Origin of the sequence: Clostridium sp. AM28-20LB, from assembly GCF_003480665.1 — a bacterium.
Lineage (GTDB): Bacteria > Bacillota > Clostridia > Lachnospirales > Lachnospiraceae > Otoolea > Otoolea fessa.
In genome coordinates this window covers 143457-165835 of sequence record NZ_QUJN01000004.1, presented here as the reverse complement: position 1 = coordinate 165835, position 22379 = coordinate 143457, and the positions used below count along the sequence as shown (strand labels likewise).

20 protein-coding genes and 2 pseudogenes are annotated in these 22379 nt (G+C 43.1%); 3 read left to right on the top strand and 19 right to left on the bottom strand.

The annotated features are described in order from the left end of the window. Positions 1-53: 53 nt before the first annotated feature. From DW739_RS10035 to DW739_RS10020, 4 genes and pseudogenes are all read right to left on the bottom strand, one after another. Positions 54-1145: a recombinase family protein gene (locus DW739_RS10035; protein WP_347560715.1), complete on the bottom strand. Its 1092-nt coding sequence runs from the start codon at positions 1143-1145 to the stop codon at positions 54-56. A gap of 179 nt (positions 1146-1324) precedes the next feature. Continuing rightward, positions 1325-1741 (bottom strand): recombinase family protein, encoded by a 417-nt coding sequence (locus tag DW739_RS10030; protein ID WP_107001149.1) that lies wholly within the window; start codon positions 1739-1741, stop codon positions 1325-1327. A gap of 167 nt (positions 1742-1908) precedes the next feature. Further along, positions 1909-2313, bottom strand: coding sequence for an SH3 domain-containing protein (locus tag DW739_RS10025; protein WP_107001150.1), 405 nt, complete (start codon positions 2311-2313; stop codon positions 1909-1911). Positions 2314-2530: 217 nt separating this feature from the next. Further along, positions 2531-2683, bottom strand: a pseudogene (locus tag DW739_RS10020) (phage portal protein); the annotation flags it as partial. 269 nt (positions 2684-2952) lie between these two features. Between DW739_RS10020 and DW739_RS10015 the strand changes: the two are divergent. Next, positions 2953-3474: a type III toxin-antitoxin system ToxN/AbiQ family toxin gene (locus DW739_RS10015; protein WP_107001151.1), complete on the top strand. Its 522-nt coding sequence runs from the start codon at positions 2953-2955 to the stop codon at positions 3472-3474. Between the two features lie 51 nt (positions 3475-3525). Here the strand turns inward: DW739_RS10015 and DW739_RS10010 are convergent. Then, positions 3526-4119: pseudogene (locus DW739_RS10010) on the bottom strand (terminase TerL endonuclease subunit); the annotation flags it as partial. A gap of 295 nt (positions 4120-4414) precedes the next feature. Here DW739_RS10010 and DW739_RS10000 point away from each other — a divergent pair. Both DW739_RS10000 and DW739_RS09995 read left to right on the top strand, forming a co-directional pair. Beyond that, the gene (locus tag DW739_RS10000; protein ID WP_107001152.1) at positions 4415-4801 is read left to right on the top strand and encodes a BlaI/MecI/CopY family transcriptional regulator; all 387 of its coding nucleotides are present in this window, start codon (positions 4415-4417) and stop codon (positions 4799-4801) included. Position 4802: 1 nt separating this feature from the next. Then, a complete protein-coding gene (locus DW739_RS09995) occupies positions 4803-6599 on the top strand; it encodes a BlaR1 family beta-lactam sensor/signal transducer (protein WP_118742994.1) in 1797 nt (598 codons plus the stop codon). Positions 6600-7188: 589 nt separating this feature from the next. On the opposite strand, the gene DW739_RS09985 is transcribed toward DW739_RS09995, so the two are convergent. The 14 genes from DW739_RS09985 to DW739_RS09920 form a co-directional block, all read right to left on the bottom strand. Then, positions 7189-8415 carry a hypothetical protein gene (locus DW739_RS09985; RefSeq protein WP_118742993.1) on the bottom strand — a complete coding sequence of 409 codons (1227 nt, stop codon included), beginning with the start codon at positions 8413-8415 and terminating at the stop codon, positions 7189-7191. A gap of 16 nt (positions 8416-8431) precedes the next feature. Then, complete coding sequence (locus DW739_RS09980; protein ID WP_118742992.1) at positions 8432-8872, bottom strand: hypothetical protein; 441 nt, start codon at positions 8870-8872, stop codon at positions 8432-8434. 59 nt (positions 8873-8931) lie between these two features. Then, positions 8932-10197, bottom strand: coding sequence for a DUF6070 family protein (locus tag DW739_RS09975; protein ID WP_118743029.1), 1266 nt, complete (start codon positions 10195-10197; stop codon positions 8932-8934). A gap of 4 nt (positions 10198-10201) precedes the next feature. Continuing rightward, positions 10202-10501 carry a DUF6070 family protein gene (locus DW739_RS15150; protein ID WP_233430257.1) on the bottom strand — a complete coding sequence of 100 codons (300 nt, stop codon included), beginning with the start codon at positions 10499-10501 and terminating at the stop codon, positions 10202-10204. 136 nt (positions 10502-10637) lie between these two features. Next, positions 10638-12761, bottom strand: coding sequence for a penicillin-binding transpeptidase domain-containing protein (locus DW739_RS09965; protein WP_118742991.1), 2124 nt, complete (start codon positions 12759-12761; stop codon positions 10638-10640). Positions 12762-13336: 575 nt separating this feature from the next. Continuing rightward, positions 13337-14050: a hypothetical protein gene (locus DW739_RS09960; protein ID WP_118629645.1), complete on the bottom strand. Its 714-nt coding sequence runs from the start codon at positions 14048-14050 to the stop codon at positions 13337-13339. A 21-nt stretch (positions 14051-14071) separates the two neighbouring features. Beyond that, positions 14072-14767, bottom strand: coding sequence for a hypothetical protein (locus DW739_RS09955; protein WP_107001159.1), 696 nt, complete (start codon positions 14765-14767; stop codon positions 14072-14074). Between the two features lie 150 nt (positions 14768-14917). Continuing rightward, the gene (gene rlmD, locus DW739_RS09950) at positions 14918-16324 is read right to left on the bottom strand and encodes a 23S rRNA (uracil(1939)-C(5))-methyltransferase RlmD (RefSeq protein ID WP_118742990.1); all 1407 of its coding nucleotides are present in this window, start codon (positions 16322-16324) and stop codon (positions 14918-14920) included. A 32-nt stretch (positions 16325-16356) separates the two neighbouring features. Then, positions 16357-17739 (bottom strand): MATE family efflux transporter, encoded by a 1383-nt coding sequence (locus tag DW739_RS09945; RefSeq protein ID WP_118482005.1) that lies wholly within the window; start codon positions 17737-17739, stop codon positions 16357-16359. A gap of 131 nt (positions 17740-17870) precedes the next feature. Next, positions 17871-18503: a cytidylate kinase-like family protein gene (locus DW739_RS09940; RefSeq protein ID WP_022358543.1), complete on the bottom strand. Its 633-nt coding sequence runs from the start codon at positions 18501-18503 to the stop codon at positions 17871-17873. 170 nt (positions 18504-18673) lie between these two features. Next, on the bottom strand, positions 18674-19474 hold the full coding sequence (locus DW739_RS09935; RefSeq protein ID WP_118482004.1) for an N-acetylmuramoyl-L-alanine amidase: 801 nt from the start codon (positions 19472-19474) through the stop codon (positions 18674-18676). 72 nt (positions 19475-19546) lie between these two features. Then, a complete protein-coding gene (dapF, locus tag DW739_RS09930; protein WP_118482003.1) occupies positions 19547-20347 on the bottom strand; it encodes a diaminopimelate epimerase in 801 nt (266 codons plus the stop codon). Between the two features lie 46 nt (positions 20348-20393). After that, positions 20394-20948: an ANTAR domain-containing protein gene (locus tag DW739_RS09925; RefSeq protein ID WP_022358539.1), complete on the bottom strand. Its 555-nt coding sequence runs from the start codon at positions 20946-20948 to the stop codon at positions 20394-20396. A 31-nt stretch (positions 20949-20979) separates the two neighbouring features. Then, a complete protein-coding gene (locus DW739_RS09920) occupies positions 20980-22299 on the bottom strand; it encodes a glutamine synthetase family protein (RefSeq protein WP_118742989.1) in 1320 nt (439 codons plus the stop codon). Between the last annotated feature and the right edge of the window lie 80 nt (positions 22300-22379).

Below are 22379 nucleotides of genomic sequence, written 5' to 3'. Positions count from 1 at the left end.
TATTCATAAAGAGGATTTTGCTAATATAATTTGTGTAATAATTGACCTGATTCTCATAGCTTAATAACTGTTCTTCTTGGTCGGTTGACACTCGGCAGTACGCTGCCATTTTCAATTTCTGCACTGACTGTGCTGTTCCTGATTCCGCAGTCGAAATCTGCTTTGCTGGTATAACAGTAATGCTTCTTGCCATTTTTAATCACCTCCTCAACTACTGTCTGTTCCGCAATATTCAATCCCTGCAATTCTGCATCATCAATTCGTATCCCTTTACACGCCTTGACTCCCTTTTCAATGTAGGTGCTGCAGAGCCATTGAATTTTCTTCTTGTAAACCTGTCTGCGCCGGAGCGTTTTTCCGCAGTAAGGGCAAATCAGCATTCCGCTTAAGGGATAGCGGTTCTGGAACTTCATTGTGCTGTCCTGTCCGATATTCCTGTCACGCTTCCGCTGTTCCCTGACTTCCTGCACCTTTTCCCATACCTCAGGCGTTACGATTGGCTCGTAGTTTTCCGAAATGTAATAACTCTGCACTTCCCCGTTGTTTTTCCTTGTATAGTTTCTTTTGTTTTCAGGGGTATAATACTTCTGCAGATGGAAATCCCCTTTGTACTTTTCATTGCAAAGCATCCCGTTGATGGTCCCACTTTCCCATGTAGTTCCCGTCACCATTTTCACGCCCAGGTAATCAAGCAGTTCCCCAATCCTTGACGAGCCAACATTCATCAGATAAAGGTCAAAAGTCAGACTGACAATTTCCGCTTCCTTTCGGTTCACAATCAAATCTCCATATTCGTTTTTATCATAACCGAGGAAACGAGAGGTGGTAATCATCACTTCCCCTCTCTCAAACTTCTTCCGAATGGACCATTTAGTGTTTTCACTCATGCTTCTGCTTTCTTCCTGTGCAAAAGAAGCGAGGACGGCAAGCATCATTTCACCGTCCCCTGATAGAGTGTTAATGTTCTGTTCTTCAAAAAAATTACCGACACCCAGTTCTTTCAGTTCCCTTGCGAACTTTAGAACGGTGACGGTATTTCTTGCAAATCTCGATATGGATTTTGTAATAATTAAATCAATTTCTCCTGCCCTTGCCTTCTCCATCATTCTCTGGAACTGTGGGCGGTTTTCACAATAGCCGGATATACCCTAATCAGCAAATACTCCGATAAATTTATATTCCGGATTTCCAGTAATCAGTCTCTCATAGGTTTCCATCTGGTTTTCAAGAGAGTCTTCCTGTCTTCTGCTGTCTGTGGAAACTCTGGCATAAGCACAAACCCTTTTCTTTTGTAAGACCGAAGCTGGTCGTTTGTTAATCACTTTTACTCGCACGTTACATCACTTCCTTCAAAAAACCTTTTCTTAAACTCATGAATTCTTCGGAAAATGGCCTGTGCATCTTCTACCTTGTCAATGCACACCACATCCGCATTTTTCTTACTGCAAATCAGCATGAACTCCATAAACTGTCCCCAGTTACGGGCAATCGTGGCAGCCCTCATGGTAACCACCACATCTATCTTCTTTGCTGCGATTTCCGCTTTCAGACGATTAAATTCTTTTCTGTTCGGGTCGGCTCCTGAAGCTTCCTCAAAGAATATCTGCAAATCCCATTTCTGTTTTCCATATTCTTCTTCCAACCGCCTCATTACATCGTCCAGATATTTTTCATAGTCTCTGTCACGATGGTTGACTCTGCAGTAAAAAGCCACCCTATTTATCGTTCCTGCATTCACCATATAAATAAGTACTCCTTTCGTTTTTGGTAGTGTATAAATCACTCTAAACCCCTGTAAAGTCAAGCAATTCTACGGTTTCCACCCACTCTTTTTTCACTCTGCCCAAACTTGTCAGGAACCGAAAAAAGCAGCCGGACAGAAACCTGTTGTCTCTGTCCGGCTTGCTTCTAAACCTTCTCGGCATAATCCATTGAAATCCATCCATCACGATTTTTCTGATAAGATTTCAGAAGCCCCCAAAGGCTCGCACCCTTGCCTTCTGCTTCTTCCACAATAGTGAAAGCACCTTTTCCGGTGTACTTACCTGTTTTGTCGTAGTCTGTTCCCGGACCCTTGCGGATGTTCAAATCTTCGATAGATACTCTCACAAGATACGGTGTGAATGTAGCATTGGAATAAATCACTTTACCGGATTCATCAAATACGGAATATCCCTCATTTTCATCTGCACACCTCTTGGCATTTTCCAAACTATGGAATGCCCCCTTCTGTGTAGCAGCATCCGCCCATGTCTTACGCACACGATACCAGACTTCTTCCGCTTCTGCTGTCTCGTTCTTAATTCCAATCATGGCATTTAAGATTGTAATAATCTTTGCACCATATCCGGCTCCTGCTGCCCATCCCCTTCCATCTGGATTTTCTTTCTGTCCAAGCCACTACACATATTCAGCACAGCCTCTTGTGACATACTTAAATCGCGGATCAACGCATTTATACTTCAAATCCACTGTGGAAGCATAGGCTTTCAAATGCTGAACCTGTGCCCTGATACCAAACTGTGGTGTATGCATAAACTGCAGTAGTCTGCATGGCTGTCATTTCATTGACGCTCTTTCCGCTGGTGCTTCGTCCGAAATTGAACGAATACTCACCATTGCTGTAATTCCGTACAGGCTTATCCCTCGCCTGACCGAAACCAAACAAACTTTTTATTCCCATCTGCTATCCCTCTCTTTCTTTTTGTATCTGCCTGTGATAAAATCGAATCTATAAACATCGAAAAAATTCATAAAAATTTAGCAATTAAAGGCATTGATTTTTTGCTGTAAATTGCATATAATAAAAACACAGATAGAAATATCTGTGCAGCAGTTAGAGCGTCCAGTTAAAATGCTCGTTTAAAAGCGGTTAGATTGTCCAATTAAAACAATCGGTTAACAGCAGTGGGTGGAGTAATCCACCCGCTTTTTTACTTTTCAGGAGGCTCTATGGATTGGTTCGTTGCCGATAAAATATACATAAATTACCTGACACAGTTTGATTCCCGTGTCGGATATGTGGAGTATGGGGAACGTTTGAAACTCCATGTGGGAATTCTTCTTACTATCGGAGATTTCCACTACTATGTCCCTATTTCCTCTGCAAAACCAAAACATCAGAAGATGTCCAACAGTCTGGATTTCCACAAACTCCAGGATGAATCCACCGGATATCTTTATGCGGTATTAAATATCAATAATATGATTCCGGTTCCTGATAACTGCCTTACTCAGTTAAAATATAATCAGGTAGGAAGTTTCCGTTCTTTCAGCAACGAAAAGGAAAAAACCGACTATGTTTACCTTCTCCAGAAAGAAAAAGCCCTGATTGACAATGTTCAGGACACTCTGCAAAACAAAGCCCTGAAATTATACCAGAAGTGCATTGCCAAGCCGGATTCTTCCCTTGCTGCAAGATGCTGTAATTTCAAAATGCTGGAAGAAAAATGCAGTTCTTATTCCGATACATAAACAAAACCATGATCCTTCAAACCTCTCCATCTGCCGGAGAGGTTTTCTTTCTTAAAAAACAAGAATTCCCCTGCCATCATATACACTTCCCTCGCTGCCCTGATTACGAATTGCACGGTCAAGTGCCATGACGGTTGCGGCTGCAGCATCAATTTTCTCTGTGGATTTTTCTTTATCCATTTTGATATTTCCGGCAGGGTCTTGTCTGACATACACGTTGTCCATCATCCAACGAAGAACCTTATGCCCACCGTGGGCAATTCGCTCCTCAAGTGTCAGCTTCATAAGTTCCTTCGTTGGCGGACTCATATCTTTGTACCCCTGCCCGAAAGGAACAACAGTAAATCCCATTCCTTCCAAATCCTGTACCATTTGCGTTGCTCCCCAACGGTCGAAAGCAATTTCTTTTATATGGTACTTCGTTCCAAGTTCCTCTATAAATTTCTCTATAAAACCATAATGAATGACATTTCCTTCCGTAGTTTCAAGACACCCTTCTGCTGTCCACACATCATAAGGAACATGGTCCCTTCTGACACGGAGTCTCATATTATCTTCCGGTATCCAACAGTATGGTAAAATGATGTATTTCTCTTCATCATTTCTCGGTGGAAACACAAGTACAAATGCCGTGATATCTGATGTTATTGATGCTACAGGAATGTGATGAGCAAGAGGCAGCCGAGATTCTTCCAGCAATTGAATACCTCTTAGCACTTATACATAAAAGAGGTAATTCAAACGAGTAAAGGAACCAGCTAATCCGTTGTGATTCTGGTTCTTTTCTTTTTGTTGCCATCTCCAAATTTTACTCTTGTAATATTTCAATTATTACGCGAGTAAGATTTCAAGTCAATCTGTTTTTTCTGAAATTGACAACCACATAAATAGCGTCTATAATATTTTTATTACAACTGTAAGATTTAAGGAGGGATTTGAAATGAGCGATTTACCACAGATTTCTGAAGCTGAATTTGAAGTTATGAAAATCGTATGGAAACATGCGCCGATCAGTACAAATGAAATAACAGATAAATTATTACAGACCACAAGCTGGAGTCCGAAAACGATACAGACTTTAATCAAACGCCTTGTGACCAAAGGCGCTCTGACTTATGAAAAACAGAGCCGAGTGTTTGTTTACACCCCAGTCGTGAAGGAAAGCGAATACATCGGCCAGGAAAGCAATTCTTTTCTGGAACGATACTATGACGGAGATATCACTGCCATGCTGTCTGCCTATATAGAAAATGACAGACTGTCTGAAACAGAAATAGATACCCTCCGCTCCCTTCTTTCAAAGAGGTCAAAAAAAGGAGGCAATTAACGTGGCTGATTTTATGATACGCTTTTTAATATGCAATGTATTTATCAGCGGTATCATCGGAATTCTTTTGATAGCCAAGCGGATATTCAAAGACAACCTTTCCAGCCGTATGCAGTATAATCTGTGGTTCCTGCTTCTTGGGTTGCTGACATTTCCCTTTATACCGTTCCGTCTCATCGGATTTCCACAAATCTTCTCGTGGCTTGGTAACTTAAGAAGCTCTCCTGCTTCTGGTACCGCAACCGCTATAGGAGAAGCTGTGGGAATTAATCCAGCAGGAAATACAGACTGGATGAATGACTTCGCACTTTCTGTAAATAGCGAGACACCATCCATTGCCGGATACATATTGTTAGGGATATGGATTGTAGGCATTTTTGCAATGATTATATTGGTAATCAAATCCTCTCTCCGTTTACGCAACTTGGAGAAATCTGCACTTCCCCTTCAGAACAAGGAAGTCCGCAGACTGTATCATCACTGCTTAGAAGAGATAGGGATTCACAGAGATATTCCTGTCTACAGTACCGCATTTTTGAAATCCCCGATTATTGTTGGACTTTTGAAACCGTGTATTTATCTTCCGATTCATCTGATCTCTGATTATAACGAATCCGATATGCGGTATATGCTGTTACATGAACTGCAGCATTACAAGCACCATGATGCTATTGCCAGTTATCTGATGAACCTTGCTGGAGTGGTATATTGGTTCAATCCTCTTGTTTGGTACGCTCTGAAAGAAATGCGTAATGACAGAGAGGTTGCCTGTGACACCTCCGTTTTGAAGATGCTTGAAGAGGATGCTTACGAAGATTATGGCAATACACTGATTAACTTTGCAGAGAAGGTTTCACTTACTCCTTTTCCGTTTTCTGCCGGCCTTGGTGGAAACATGGGGCAGATGAAACGGAGAATTATTAACATTGCCTCTTATGAGAAGCCGACATTTATGAAGAGAATAAAAGGTACAACTGCATTCATGTTGACTGCTGTCCTTCTACTTGGATTCGCACCTTTTATTTCTACATACGCAGCAGATGGAAGCTACTACCAATGGGATTCCTCTTCTGAGAATGTTACCTATGTAGACCTCTCCACATACTTCGGAGAATACAAAGGTAGCTTTGTTTTATATGATTTAGAAAATGATGCATGGAGCATACACGACATGGAGCATGCCACCTTACGAGTTGCTCCAAACTCCACCTACAAGATATATGATGCCCTGTTCGGATTGGAAGAAGAGATCATTACACCGGAAAATTCGTTCATTGCATGGAATGGCGAAACCTATCCATTTGAAGCATGGAATGCGGATCAGACTTTACAGTCTGCAATGAATTCCTCCGTGAATTGGTATTTTGAATCTGTGGACGAACAGCTTGGAACCGCTGACATTTCCAACTATATTGAGGAAATTGGGTATGGAAACGAAAATATAAGTGGTGATTTCTCCACTTATTGGATGGAATCTTCCTTGAAGATTTCCCCAATAGAGCAGGTCGAACTTCTAACCAGGTTGCAGAATAACAGCCTTGGCTTCGCCCCTGAAAATATCAATGCAGTAAAAGATGCCATCTGCCTTTCCTCTTCCGATGCCGGAACATTCTACGGAAAGACCGGAACCGGACGTGTGGATGGCCAAGATGTGAACGGATGGTTTATCGGCTATATCGAAACTGTAGATAATACATACTTTTTCGCTACCAACATTGGTGCAGACAGCGATGCTACCGGAGGCAACGCAACTGAAATAACCATGTCTATCTTGTCCGACATGAATATCTGGAAATAAAGAAATCGGGTAAAGGTCATAGTCGTATAATCCTTTGCCCGATTTTTTTATTTTCACTTTATGCATAAAAGCGTTTCAATTATCCAGTTCTATACGTCAAGAATTAGATTTATCATTGATGTATTCTATAATTTCTCCAATAAAAAAAGATATAAATGTCCCAATTGAAACAAACAAACTATCTCTATCACCTAATGATTCAATGAAGATTGAAAATGTAAACGTAAAGTTACTATACATATAATCATAAAAAACGTATTTCAGAGAACCTATCAAGAGCATCAACCCGAACGAAATTAATGCATATATTAGGCACAGCAAAAAGCTAATGTCAATGCTGCGTTTGACAATGATTTTTCCCATAAAAAAACCTAAAATAAAAACCCCAATATCAATATATGTATATATAATTAAAAAACCCAAATAGGCTAAGGCCGCATTATATTTGGGAAATAAATAAAAACAAAGAAAATAAGCCAAAGCCACACATACAAAATATACTAAAAATGGAGAATACGTTCTAACAAACTTTCTCATAAAAACACCTCACACCACATGTAGATAATCGAATTAAAATCAAAAGCTTATCTTAATTTATTTCATGCTCTTCACTTCCAGTCGCTGACCATGATGTTTTACCACTACTGACCACATCTTTTGTAGACATACTATATGCAAATATATCAAGGATCTCCGCCTCTGAGATATACCATGAACCATCTGTGTTTTTCTTACTTCTGTATAAAACATATAATTCGCATTTTTCATTTTCCGAAAGTCTGTCATATGCAAGAAATTCTATTATTTCCTCATTCTCATTTAAGATAACTCTGGAATTTCCACTCGCGCTATATGATATCATAAAATCACATCGTTCGTCTGCGAAGTATTGTTGATATATAGTACGATATCCATCATATATTTCATTTGTTTCCATTAATGTCACATAATCACATATCGCAGAAATAGAAATATCATCCTCTTTCATATTTTCCATTAATTCATCCATTAAATCGTGTTGAATGACAAAACCATTATCCTGTGAACTGAATATTCTAATGGTCTTTCGTGGCATCATTCCCTGCGGTCCTGCTCCTGTAACATAGTTTATGATGACAATCACATCCTTTGCACCATCTCCATCTATATCCTGAAATCCAACTGCCTCTACGCTGTCAAACATACCTACGTTATCATTCTCAGTACTATTGTTTTCAAAATAAGCTGGGAAATGGTACACAATTTGATTGTCCTTAGCCAGCACAAATGAGACATCTTCCCAAAGCGTATCATAAGTCGGTAGATAAGACACAAATCGTACCTCGCCCCAATCATTCAAATCCACCTCAAAGGATTGTTCGGTTATAACCCGGCTTTCATCTAATTTCTCTTCTGATGGATAGTCCACTTCAATATCTGCAATATCTGTCAATTGCTGTATTTCTTTCGTACCATCAAAATATAAAATGACTTGCTCATCAAATTGTTCTTCGCCTGACAGGATTACTTCTACATAGTCCTCATACCATGTAACTTTCCAACAACTACTGGTGATGCTTCCACCGTCATTGTGCAATTCAAAATCTGTTTGAGATATCTTATCTTTGCCTTCCATAAGGACTAATCGTCCACTTGCTGAACCAAAAGGCCAGTCTGGTTCTCCGACTGCCTGAAGTGTCAATTCGTATTTTCCATCCGGCGAAACAGATGTATCGCAAGTTGTCTTCTTGTAATTTACCGTATACGAAATGCAAAACCAAAATACTACAAACAGTGCAATGAGCGAGCCCATAATACATAGCATAAATTTTTTCATTGATATAGCCCCCTTTTTAATGTCCTCGTATATCCAGTTCTTTCAATAGAGAATTTTCGCTTTCCCATGAATATACAATGTAATATCCGGCGTCATTTATTTCTTTCCCAAAATTCAGAGTTTCGTTGTCAATCACATCAATAGACTGTCCTTCCTGAATTTCCACAAGATACTCCCATTCATTGCTTCTGTGATCCGAATAGTAATCATCCAGTTCTTTCAAGGACAACTCGCTCTGAATTAGAATCGCACCAAAATATTGCATCCCGTTTCCGTTACCTGTCAGCTTCCCTGCCCGTGATATTGACTCTATCAGTTCCGTTTTCTCTGGCAGTGGTGTTTCACATAATTCCTTTTCCACTTTATAGGCAATGTTATTATTTATGAATGAAATGGATATTACTCCGCCTATCAATACAACTGCTACCAATGTTCCAACTAATTTTAATTTTTTCATGTGTCCTCCTTTCTTTTCTTACACATGTAAGATTATCATAGAACACCATTATCATCAAATCATTCTTTAATCCGGTATTGGTAATCGGGTATCTGCATAATTCCGTCATTTAGGATTTCATTCCCCAAATACTGAAAACTGCCATCCTCTGCAAATCTTACCGTAAGTTCATGGGTAATGACTGCATCATCGCAAATGACCATGTCGCAAACTGCCTCCACCGCTAACGTAACCGTCCCATCCTCATTTTCTTTGATGTCGACAACCTCCGGCAGAGATGTCCCAAAGAAGGTAGGCGCATAATTAAAGCATCCAAGTCGCACCCAATAATAGGTCTGGTTTTCCTCATCAAATACTGCGTAATCCCGTATCTGCTCTGCTGTTATCGGAAGATATTCCATAATCAGACTTTCAAATTCTTCTTTTGGGATACCATTTGGATAATCTTCGGAATTAAATTTTTCTCCATATTTCATTCCATACAGATATTCAAACATCCCGTTATAATCCAACTCATTCAGATTTTCTATATTCCAGTTTGAACACAAAAGGTTATTTCCCTGATATCCAAGACCTCGAACACAACGTTCAGACATTTCACGCTGTTCCTCTGTCATAGGTTTTATTCTAATCAGGCAGCTTCCATCCACAATTTCACTGACTTCCGGTGGCTCCGGCACACACAACTCATAGCAGAACCATCCTTTTTCCGTGTATTTCCATTCCTTGAGTCTCGTATATGAAATGTACGAAATTCCCGGCTCGTTGTCAGCATTCCAGATTCCTCTTGTACTTACAACATACATATCCGTTCCATCAAAAATGAATTTCATTCTGCCCAGTCCACCATCGTTGTGGATTTCATAAATTACTACAGAACCGCTTTGCCCTTCCATACATTCTTTAAGAAAACTATCGACACTTTCATAATTCCCCATGTTAGAATACGTTACCATCGTAGCAATTGGATATCCTGTGTCCTTTACCTTCTTCTGCATTTCAAGAACCGTTTGATCATCCAAAACAACATTGGATGCTATCCCTTTATCTGCAGTTTCATAAATATCAAGATAACGTTCCATCAGCTTTTTACAGTCAGTCTCAGCTTCTTCCCTTTCCTGTTCATCTACTGGAAGGTCGTAGCCCTTTTCCCATTGTTCTGCAGCCTCTTCCTCGGCACTTTTTGTTTCCTCCGTGGAAGATACTTCTTCCGTATCTTCCACAAGAGATTCACCCACAACGCTATCTTCTTTTCCACAGGCACACACGAAACACCCAATCAGAAATACTATGATCAGTAGAATGCTTTTTCTTTTTAATGCCATAATATCATCCTTTCTTTTCATACTTGTAATAGCTTCTGACCACATCCACACTTCCGTCTTTTGAATGCAAATCGTATTTTACAAATCCGCCAAAATAACTGACTTCAAGGATCGTTATTTCTGCTTCTTCCTGTGCATCCACCTTTTCGCAAAATTCCAGTACCTGCTCTGCCTCAGTCATGTTAACTTGATTTCTGCTGTCAACAGCCGGATATCCATTTTCTCCAAGGCAATTTACAATACTGCGAATCGTTTCCAAATCAGCTATCTTGTTTTCTTCTGCTGCCTTCTTATAAAGATCTATACAGATGTTTATAATTTCTTCTGCATTCTCCTAAGGTTCTTCTGGAATAGCCTAAATATCAATTACTGTTTCCGAAACTGTATCTTCTTCCGGGGGTGCATCGCTGCACCCCGAAACACTATGCATCAGTAAAAAACTAATTACTACTAAACCACTCTTCCAGAACCAGGCGGTCTTTCTTAACAACATATCCACTTCCTCCTCTTCCTTTTACATCTTCTACCATGCTGATAATCAATATAGGACGTTCTACCGTATCTTCTGCTGTAAAAATTGCAAACCATCCTAATTCCGTACCCGAAGTATCATCCTTCGATGCCTTGATTTCTGCCGTACCTGTTTTTCCTGCTAAAAGAATGTCATCCCGATGGGCTGCATATCCAGTTCCATTAGAATCATTCACAACCTTCTTTGTTCCTTCCAATACACGACTTGCTGTCTCATTAGAAAAGGCTCCTGGAATCCAATACTCAGCTACTGCGTCTTTCTGATATACCAAATACGGTTTTATGACATTTCCCTCATTACAGAAAGCAGAATAGATACAAGCCATATGTAACGGATTCACTAAAACCTGTCCTTGTCCGTAACCGCTGTCAGCTAACTGTATTTCAGTTTCAATTCCCTCTGTATTGGAATACTGCGACTCTGCCATCTTAATCTCAAATGGCAGTTCCTCATTAAAACCAAGTCCGGTCAAAGAACTCTCCATCTCTTCTGAGCCAATCTTTAATGCTGCCTTTGCGAAATAAATATTATCGGAATAAATCAAGGCATTCTCTAAAATGACTGGTTCATATGCATGGAGTGTTGTTACATGATAAGAACCCCACGATGCATCCTTTTGCCAGCTTAAGCCTACGTTCCCGTAATCTTCCATCGGATCGATTGCTCCTGATTCCAAGCCGACTGCAGCGGTAATTGGCTTGAATGTAGACCCCGGACACCACACTTGCCGGAACCGATTATACATTGGATTATTCTCATCCTCATTAAGCGCAGTCCACTGTTCACTGGACAATCCCATAATAAAATCGTTATTGTCATAGGACGGTGTGCTGACCAAGGCCAATACCTCTCCGGTATAAGGATTCATGGCCACTGAGCAGCTTTTATCTTCCTTAAACTGTTCGTACAAGGAAACCTGCAAATTGGCATCTATCGTAAGCTGAATATCCTGCCCATGCTGTACCAGAATACAAGCCAGTTCCTCCTTCTCTTTGCCTTCCGAATTTACAATGTAAATCCTGCAACCGTTCTGGCCTTTCAGTTCACTCTCAAACAAGCCCTCCATTCCGCTTCTGCCGATTACACTATTGGCTGTATAGCCTTCTCCTGCATGTTCCTCTAAATCTTCCGCAGTAACGCTTTGAACATACCCGACCAAATGTGCAGCCGCTTCTCCTAATGGGTATTCACGCACTTCAACATCAGATATCATCACTCCGGGAATTTCCAGTAGCTTTTCATGTCTTTCCTTTTCTTTCAGCACCTCTTCGTCCGGTTCAATCTTCATCAACTCGATTTCTTCAACCCTCGGAATGGTTTTTATCGGCACAAAGGAGTCATCCTTTACCCACTGTGCCGACAGCATCTTTTCTATCGCTTCCGGAGTTGTTTCCAACAGTTCTGCAATCTGTGCAATTGCTTCCTCTCTGTTTTCCACCTTGCCCGGAACGATTCCAACCGAAGAAGCTATACCTTTTCCTGCAAGGACACGTCCGTTCCTATCCAGAATTTCTCCTCTTACTGCCTGTGTAGTGGAAACTCTTACTTTATCTGTAGAAGTCAGATTCGGAAAAATCATGGAATCATCCCAAACCAACTTATATCCATCTTCGCCCTTTAGGAAGAGTGCTTCATTCTCAAAGCTGATAGTTCCTGCAACTGTATCAAAAGAAGTCTGGTAGGTTACCGCCATTTGCTCCTCATCATATGCAATAATCTGAACAGCCATATTCTGGACTTCTATACCTTCATAAATAGCTGAATTTCGAGTTACAAAATCCTCCTGACTGACATTCCCCGATGCCTCAATATGTAGCATCGCATACATTTCTTCATACTCCTGTTTTGGAATATGATCCATGTACTCCACCAGAAGTTCTTCCGGTGTCCTCCAGGCATTTTCCTTTGTTGCCAACATTCCTGCCACGCATACTGCAGAAATTACCGCAGCTATTCCTATAACAGCAATCGCAATCCATAGAAGCCTGCTTCTTGTTTTCTTTCGCTTGTTTCTGCTTTTTCCTTTCTTCATATTGACCTCCATTCATTTTGCTTTGCTGATATGGTCATATTCTATTTTCAATGTACGTTATATCTTCAAAATATTACATTCGTAAGATTTTAAAATAAAAAAATTTCTCTTTGCTGGGTATATCGTACTATGCATTCCTCCTCTCTTTTTATTACATGCGTAAGATTTCGCAACAAAAAAATTTCGTCCGCAATCCTGCTGCACTTGTGTAAATATTACATCAGTAAGATTTATAAGTCAAGTTATCTTTATACAAAAAGGCTCCTGCCAGGAGGTATCATACATTTTCGCAAAAATGATACCTTTTAGCAAAAGCCTATTATTCAGCAGAGTCTCAAAACACCCCTCTGCTACGATATTCAAATGATTCATTCATAAGGCTACAAAACACACATCCATTTTTGCTCCTTAATATCCCACAAACCGCAGAAAATCAAGGTTTCCTTGAAAGCAGACAGACGGTTTCAATATTCCCCTGAACTTTGATTTTATACTGCATAGCGAAAGTATGCAATGTATATTCAGGATTGGGGTAGTGTTTTACTTTTTTGATATTTCTTCACATATTTTTTAACTCAAAAATATACTTGTTCTGCCGGGTATTCTGTTCCCATAATATTTCGTAACGTATCGAAATTAGTATTTCTTAAACGCCTTCCAGTTACATTTGTTTGCAAATAAAGTATATAGTCCTGCAAGTTTTGAAAATTTTCATTTTGAACATTAATATCTTTCCGTAAAAAACTTCCTATCGCAGTATTTACAGCTTTGACCTCATAATTTCTCACATTCCAATATGGATGTAATTCTAATTTTTCATATATTTCTTTTAGCATTCCATTCATTGGTTGCGGATCATTAATATGTAAAATCATTAATGAACGTGCAAACAAAATCAAACTTCTTAATTTAGAATTTTCTACATTGTTTTTATTCCCATTTCCAGTTCCACCATTACCTCTTCCTACACCATTGTTATCTTCTATGAAGATACTTCGCTTCTTTGGTACTGGTTTATTCCAACTCTTAAGCATTTTCCTTCCAATTGTCTCTGAAAAAACCGGGAAATATTGGATATCCTTGATTACGTCACAAACTCTAAACATTATGAAAGAATTTTCAATATCACGATTACCCGTTGCATAACTGCTGACAATTTTCCCAGGCAATAATTCTTCAAAAGACTCTACATCAACTTCAAAATCTTTTCCTATACTGATTCTATCCTCTCCATTTTTACAATATTCTTTCTTAAAAATTGCAATCTCATATTCATTCGCTGTTCTCAATCTTTACCCTCCAATCTTATACTATTTTTGAAATAATTTCTTTAAATCTATCCCGATCCCATTAAAATTAGGCTCTAATAATATTGATTCTTTCAAATTTTTCCAAAATGACTTCTTTATACCATCATCAAAAAAGAATTCTCGAATATCCTCATCTAAGTATATGTTTTGCTCTTTACAGTCTATAAATTTGTTCTTACCATCATCAATACATGCTTCTCCTGTAAGAATAAAAGAAAAATTACCTCTTGCCGAACGTAACTGCATTTGTACAACTTGAATATGGCTTTCGCAATCATAAAAAACATCATATTTAAAGTGCTTTTTCTTTTTTAAATTTTTATTATTATCAAAAGGATCTACAATATGTAATTCTGTCAATCTATAGTCTACAGGTAAAATAAAATTATAAATACCACAGCTTCCATATCTAGAACTCTCAACAGGTATAAACATATGCTCAAAACAGAAAAAAATCTTACCATAACTGTCTGTAAAATCTTTAATTTTACAAGTAGTAGAAAGCAACTGACATTTGTCAGAATTATATACTCTTAGCAATCCCACATCCTTATCTGTATTTTCCTTTACATCTGTACAAATATCAGATAATCTATCAACCACTATTCTATTATATTGATTAATGGGTATAAACCTATATGTTTTAAGCATTCCTTTCGTATCAATAAAGTCAGTTAATAAAATACTTAAATTCATATGTATCCTCCCTACACTTTGCCTTTTGCCAAAATGTATATCAACAATTCCGAAAATCTTACCCCTGGGGTAAATCAGTTTCCGCATGTGTCTTCTGCGGAAACTGAAACACACAACCATTTTTGCCACAAATCGGCGCAACCCTTTGATTTACCGGGCTTTTCTCGTCAGAAGAGTGACTGTTTCCACATGCCCCGTCCACCCAAACAAATCCACCGGCCATGCTTCTTTCGCCCGATAACCATGCTTTGCGAATACTTTCAAATCGCGTGCCAATGTATCCGGACCGCAGGAGATGTATACCACCCGTTTCGGCTGCATAAGGGCTACCGCGTCGATAAATTCTTCGGTACTTCCGCTTCTCGGCGGATCCATGAAAACGACGTCGGCGCTCTCGCTGCGGGCTGCCATATGAGACATGAACCGGCCTGCGTCATTGCAGAAGAACTGTGCATTGGTGATGCCGTTCTTCTTCGCATTCTGCACTGCATCCCGCACTGCATCCTGATTTAACTCTACGCCGATAACTTTGCCCGCGTGTTTGCTGGCAATGAGACCGATCGTACCAATACCGCAATAAGCATCCAGTACCGTCTCCTTGCCTGTAAGTCCTGCCAGTTCCATCGCTTTTCCGTACAGCTTCTCAGTCTGAACTGAGTTAATCTGATAGAAGGAACGGGACGAAATACGGAACCGGAGTCCGCAGAGTTCATCTTCGATATATCCTTTTCCATACAGTACATGTTCTTTGTCCCCCAGTACCATACTGGTGCTTCTGCCGTTGATATTCTGGACAATCGTAGTAATTTCCGGGTGCTTTTCACGAAGCGCCTTGACGAAATTGTTCTTCGACGGGAATACCGGGGATGCTGTCACCAAAACGACCAGAATCTCGCCGGTTGTGAAGCCGCGGCGAATCAATACATGACGCAGCAGACCGTATCCGGTGTCCTCATCAAAAACACGAATCTTGAACGAACGAAGCATACTCCGGATCGTCACGATGATCTCGTCTGCTTTCTGATCCTCAATCAGACAGGAATCCACCGGAAGAATCCGATGTGTCCCCTCTTTGTAAATGCCAGAAATTGGATTATTTTTCCGATCCAATCCAAATACCGCATGAACTTTATTGCGGTAATGATACGGCTCTTCCATTCCAATGATCGGACGAACCGGACAGACACCGCCCAGCAGTTCTTCCATGCGCTTCTGTTTTTCTTTTAACTGCTGATCATAGGTTAAATGGAGATACTGACAGCCACCGCACTCACGGTAAATCGGACATTTTGTTTTTCCACGCTGTCCACCACGAACCGTTTCCTGACCGTCTTTTTCCCCTACATTTCGTTTCCTGTCCCCATGTGTGCCCCATTTATCCTCAACTCCAGACACTTTACGAGCAGCTTTTCCCTGTTTTTCCCCATTGACTCCCACTTTTGCACTATTCTTGGAAAATCCAGTTGTTTTCTCCCCCCGGCCAAACGATTTCTTTCCTTCCGTTCTTTTTCCATCAGAACCATTCCCTGCCGTCTTCTTCCATCCTGTTTCTTTCATTTTTTCTCACACTTTCTTTCTTCGCTTATCTTCTACGCCTCTCCCAACTCTGCTTCCGTCTTCACGCCCTTAAAATTCTTCTTCCAACGTTCTTTCTTAAAATGCACCGCGTAAATGAGTCCGCGCACGCATTCATCAGCTGCCATTGCAATCCAGACGCCTTCCAGCCCCCAGCCGAGCTTGCTGCCGAGCAACCAGGAGCCGGCGGCAGCTACGACCCACTGGAAGGTGATTCCGACCGTGGTCGGGGTCAGGACATCGCCGACCGCAATCAGGCATTTGGTCATAACAATGTTGACCGCGCGCCCGATCTCCAGCACAATCTCAATCACCAGAATCCTCCGTCCAAGCGCAATGATCTCCGGGTTGTCTGTGAAAATCAGGAAAATGTATTTACCCCCCAGGCACATCAGCACCGCCATCCCGACACACGCCGCAATCGCAACCTTCAATGTCGCATTCACTCGTTTCTGTATATCATTCAGACGGCGCGCTCCGATCAGGTAGCCCAGCACAATCTGGGTTGCCGTCGCGATCGCCATCGCATAAACATAATCAATATTGGCAAAAATCGTACAATATCCCTTGGTTACAGTAACCAGAGTGCCAAAGGAATTAACAATTCCCAGAATCATCATCTGGGAGAGATTGTACGAAAAACTTTCGACCCCCGTCGGAATTGCCAACAGGCAGAGATTTTTTAAAATCTGCACCGGAAATGGACGCAGATAACTCATTCCCATTTTGACGCGGTGGCTCTTGAAAAACATTCCGATCATCAATGCCAGACCAACTAACTTACTGATATCCGTCGAGATCGCCGCTCCGACCGCCCCAAGCTGCGGCATTCCGAACCAGCCGTTGATTAAAATCGCATTTCCCACAATATTCATGGCATTCATGATAACTGATATAATCATGACTTCCTTTACCATGGCAAATGCGCGGATCATCGCTGAGAAGGTCAGATAAAGTCCCTGCACCAGAATAAATGCGCCGACAATCAGCAGATACAGCGACGCCTCATCAAAAACTTCCTCCGGCACATGGATCGCCCGGTAAAGCGGCGTGTGCCCGGCAAAAACCAGAATCGTTGCCGCAAGACTGACGCCGCCGATCAGCACGATCGAGACCATGCAGGTCCGGGATGCATTTTTTTCATCCTGCGCGCCCAGATACTGGGACAAAATCACAGTAACCGCCGTCGATGCCATGCTCAGCACGATAATCACCAGGTTCATGATCTGGTTCGCATTGACAATCGCCGCCACCGAGGGCTGCGACACCCGGCTTACCATCATCTGATCGACGTTTCCGACCAAAAGCTGCAATAACAGCTCCACGAAAATCGGCAGCGACATCAGAAATAAATTCCGGTTCGTATTCATTTTGTCAATATCATTTTGATATTTCATATTTTCCCCTTACTTGTAATAATAGCAAAACAGCACATACAGCCGTCCAAACACTCTCGTATTCGCCCGGCTGCATGTGCCATTTTACACGATACTATATTGAATTGCAAGTGGAAGTCATTCTTTTTCCCTTACAAAAGCCCCCTCATTTTTAAATAATCCTTAATCAACTGAACTGCCCCGTCCACACCAATCTGCGTCGTATTGATCAAAAGGTCGTAATTCTCCGGTTTCTCCCAGTCGCGCCCTGCATAATAACGATTATAATCGCGACGTTCCCGGTCGATCCGGTGGATATTTTTGAGAACGTCTTTGTCCGCGTAGAGATTCCGCTCACGCACGCGCTCCTCACGCACTTTAATATCCGCGTAGAGGAACACGCGGATCAGTCCCTCGGTGCCATCCAGCACGTAATCCGCGCAGCGACCGATGATGACGCAGGATTCCTCCGCCGCCAGCTTCCGGATCACTTCCGACTGGAAGCGGAACAGATTGTCGGCTGAAATGAGATCGGAACCGAACGACGGTGCGCCCTTTTCCGGTGTCAATGTATTGATAATCTTGTATAAAAGCCGGTTGCCCGCCTTCTCGTCTGCCAGATGGAAATAGCTCTCTTTGATACCGCTCTCATCTGAGTTCATACGGAGAATGTTCTTATCATAAAAACTGATCCCCAGATCTTCCGCCAACTTTTTACCCGTATCCGCACCGCCGCTTCCATACTGCCTCGCAATCGTGATGATAATTTTTTTCTTCTCTGACATACCAAACCCCTCCCTTTATCTACAAGAAAATGCATGTTGCTTTCTATCTTCAGCATACCATAATGAGGGGATTTTTTCCATTCATTTTTACAAAAAGCATAGTAAAAATCAATCAAATAAGTCATTCTATTCTTATTTTCAGATAGTGCCTGTTTTTCAGCTTTTCTCCCCTACTTCACCTCCCTCTCATACAAAAGCACCGTCGGAAATCCCGCCTTCCTCAGTTCCTGTTCCATCCGCACAGCGTTGTCAAGATTTTTAAACGCACCGACCCGAAGCTTGAAATACGTCCCATCGTACACCAGAAATGCAGGGAATCCCATACGGCGCAGTTCTTCTAACTGCTGCTCTGCCAGCGATCGGATGCGGTACGCCCCCGTCTGGATCTGGTAATAATAGTCGCTCTCTTCCACCGGACGGCGATCCATGTCGTCATCGATTACATTTAGAATCCCAGATGCAACCGCCGCCGCAATTTCGTCAAACTGCGCGTCAAACCGCTTGTTATCCTCCGGATTGTCGATAAATCCGGCTTCAACCAGAACCGCCGGCATCTGCGTTTTCCGCAGCACAATCAAATCCGGCCGCTCGATCACGCCGAGATCCACATATCCGGTGCGCGCCAGCTCTCTTTGGATTGAATCCGCCAGCTGTTCTGATTCCCTGCCTGTCTTGTACACCAGCGTCATGACGCCCGAACCTTTTCCCGGCTCACTCGCCGCATTGCGGTGCAGGGAAACAAAATAGTCCGCGCCCGCCTCATTTCCCATCTCTGCTTTCTGGTAGGGCGTGTCATAGACGTCCGTTGACCGCGTGTAGACGGCATTCACCCCATTTTCCTCGAGAATCCTCCCTACTGCCAGCGCCAGACGCAGGGTATCGTCCTTTTCCATCCGATCCTCAAATACTGCTCCCGGATCTTTCGTTCCGCCGTGCCCGGCATCTATCATCACTTTCTTTTTTTCTTCCAAAAGAAAAGACTCCTCTCACATATCGTTGTACTACTACCATATGTGAAAGAAGTCCCAAAGTTTCCTGTTTAATTATCCCTCATACTCCCCGCTAAACACTTCCACCGCCGGTCCAGTCATGAACACGCGGTTTTTCTCGCGATCCCAGCGGATCTGCAGGCAGCCGCCCAGCAGCTCGACCTCAACCTCATCCTCCGTATGCCCTGCCAGAATAGATGCAACGGCAACCGCGCAGGCACCTGTTCCACATGCCATCGTTTCGCCGGATCCGCGCTCCCAGACACGCATTTTTACGTGTGTGCGGTCAATGACCTTGACAAACTCGGTGTTGGTACGGTCCGGGAAACGCTTATGAAACTCGAATTTCGGTCCGATCGTCTCCAGTTCCAGGGAATCAATCTCATCCATAAACAGAACGGCGTGCGGATTTCCCATGGAAATTCCGGTAAATTCGTATTCCGTTCCATCTACCTCGATCTTCTCCGGAAGCTCGGAAGTCTGCTCCGGCTCTCCCATATCGACGGTGACCGCCGTTACTTTGCCATTTTCAACCTTCATATCCAGATATTTAATCCCGGACAATGTCTCAACAGAAATCTGCGGCTTGTCCACGATATGGTGGTCATACGCATATTTTCCCACACAGCGGATGCCGTTGCCGCACATCGCGCCGCGGGAACCGTCCAGATTGTACATTTCCATGCGGCAGTCTGCCACCTCGGATGGGGTAATCAGAATCAATCCGTCGGAACCAATTCCAAAATGGCGGTCACTGACGGCAATCGCCAGCTTCTCCGGATCGTTTACCGTTTCTTCAAAACAGTTGACATAGACATAATCATTGCCAAGTCCCTGCATTTTTGTAAATTTCATCGTTTTTGCTGCTCCTTCTGCCTTTTTGATCCTATTGTAAAGGATCTTACGCCATTTTGTAAAGACTGATTACCATTTGTGCCGCCTCAATAAGGCTGACCTGGCTGTCCATGCTGCATTTCTGCAGATATTTGTGCGCCTCCGGCTCCGTCATCCGGTTCCGCTCCATCAAAATAGCCTTTGCGGTGTCGATCGCTTTCTGATCCTCTTCCCTGCGCTTCTGCGGCGGCTGGCGGCGCATCCGCCGTCTTTTTTCCGCCTGCGTCTGCTCAATCATGCGGACCGTCGAAACTAAATCTCCCATTTTAAACGGCGCCGGCAGGCAGACAATCCTTCCCATCGCTTCGCCGCTCCACCGGCTCGGGGAAGCAATGAGAAGCAAATCAAATCCCGGCGGCAGCTGGTCGGCAAGCTGCCGGCAGGTCATATCACCAAACCGGTAGCCGCTCACCACAATCCCGCTTCGCAAATCATCGGTTAACGCTAAAACCTGCGCGCCCGATGTGCAGGAGGCTGTGACCTGTATTCCATGTTTTACGAGTATATTTCTAATATTTCGTCCGTCCTGCGGCTTCGAAAATGCTACTATGATGTTTCCCACGTGGTCTCACCTCACTGCGATTTCGTACCCCCTAACAACGATACAGATATTCCGCTGTCTCCCAATCCGTCACATAGGCACAGAAGCGTTCCCACTCCTCTTTCTTGCCCTCGCCGTACATCCGGCAGAACTTTTCCCCAAATACACGGTGTGCAAATTCATTCTGATCCAGCTTCTGGAGCAATATCCCCAATGTCTCCGGGAACCGCGGCGCATTCTCATCGCCCGCTTCTTCATCCAGCACCAGCGCCTTCTCGATTCCTTCCAGTCCTGCTGCCAGGATCGCCGTCAGCGCCAGATACGGATTCGCAGACGGATCCGGGAACTGCACTTCCACGGAAATACGTCCGTTCCGGTCTTCCTTCACATGAACTGCCTTTTCACTTCCTTTTTCCCACACAGCCGCCGGGAACTCCGGCTGGAACACCGTGCTCCGCTCCGCCGCCAGACGTTTGTATGAATTGACGGTCGGATTCGTGAAAATCATCATATCGCTCAGATTTTTAAGCACGCCTGCCGCAAACTGCTTCGCCTGCGCCATCGCCTCGGCGCCCCGTCTGGAAGAGATCGACACGCCCACATGAAGCCCCGAGCCGTCGCCGCTCATGTTTGGCTTCGGCATAAAAGTCGCATGCAGACCGTGGCGTTTCGCAATCCGTTTGACCGCCGCCTTGAACGTCTGTAAATAATCTGCTGCCTCAATGCCCCGGCGCGCCGGAAGGACGAAGCTGTGCTGTCCGGCAGTCAGACCATGATGCGTGCTCTCGACCGCAAATCCCGCTTCCTCCAGGCTCAGAATCATGTCCCGGCGGACGCCCTCTGCCAGATCGATCGGACCCGCGTCATAATATCCGGCAACCTCATGCGTCACCGTCGTCGGTCTCCCGTCATCATCCGTGTGAAAGAGATAAAACTCACACTGGAAATTAAAATCAAAGTCCAGTCCCATCTTCTCGGCACGTTTTACCGTTTCCTGTAAAATATGACGCGAATCCGTCCAGGACGGTGTCCCATCCGCATTGCAGACCTGGCAGATCACACGCGCTACATTTTCCTGCCCGGAATCCCACGGAAGAACCTGATACGTTGATGCATCCGGCTTCAAGTACAACTCCACACTCTCGCTCTGGTCCGTCAGATACTCCGGCGCCGCCGCGCCCTCGATCCCAGCTTTCTGTAAGCCGCCGAGCGCAAACCGGTTGATTGCATACCCCTCTTTCATCGCTTTTTCCGCCTGCCTCCGCGTCATCTGGACCATTTTGCACTGTCCAAAAATATCGGTAAACTGCAGCTTTACCAAATCAACATCTTCATCAAAAAAAGGTTCGGATCGGTTCGTATTCTCTCCCATCGCCATTTCCTCCTATAAAAAACGAGGCAGCTGTCTCTGCTTCCAGTCAGCCCCCTCGCCCTCTTTTCATATACGCCCAG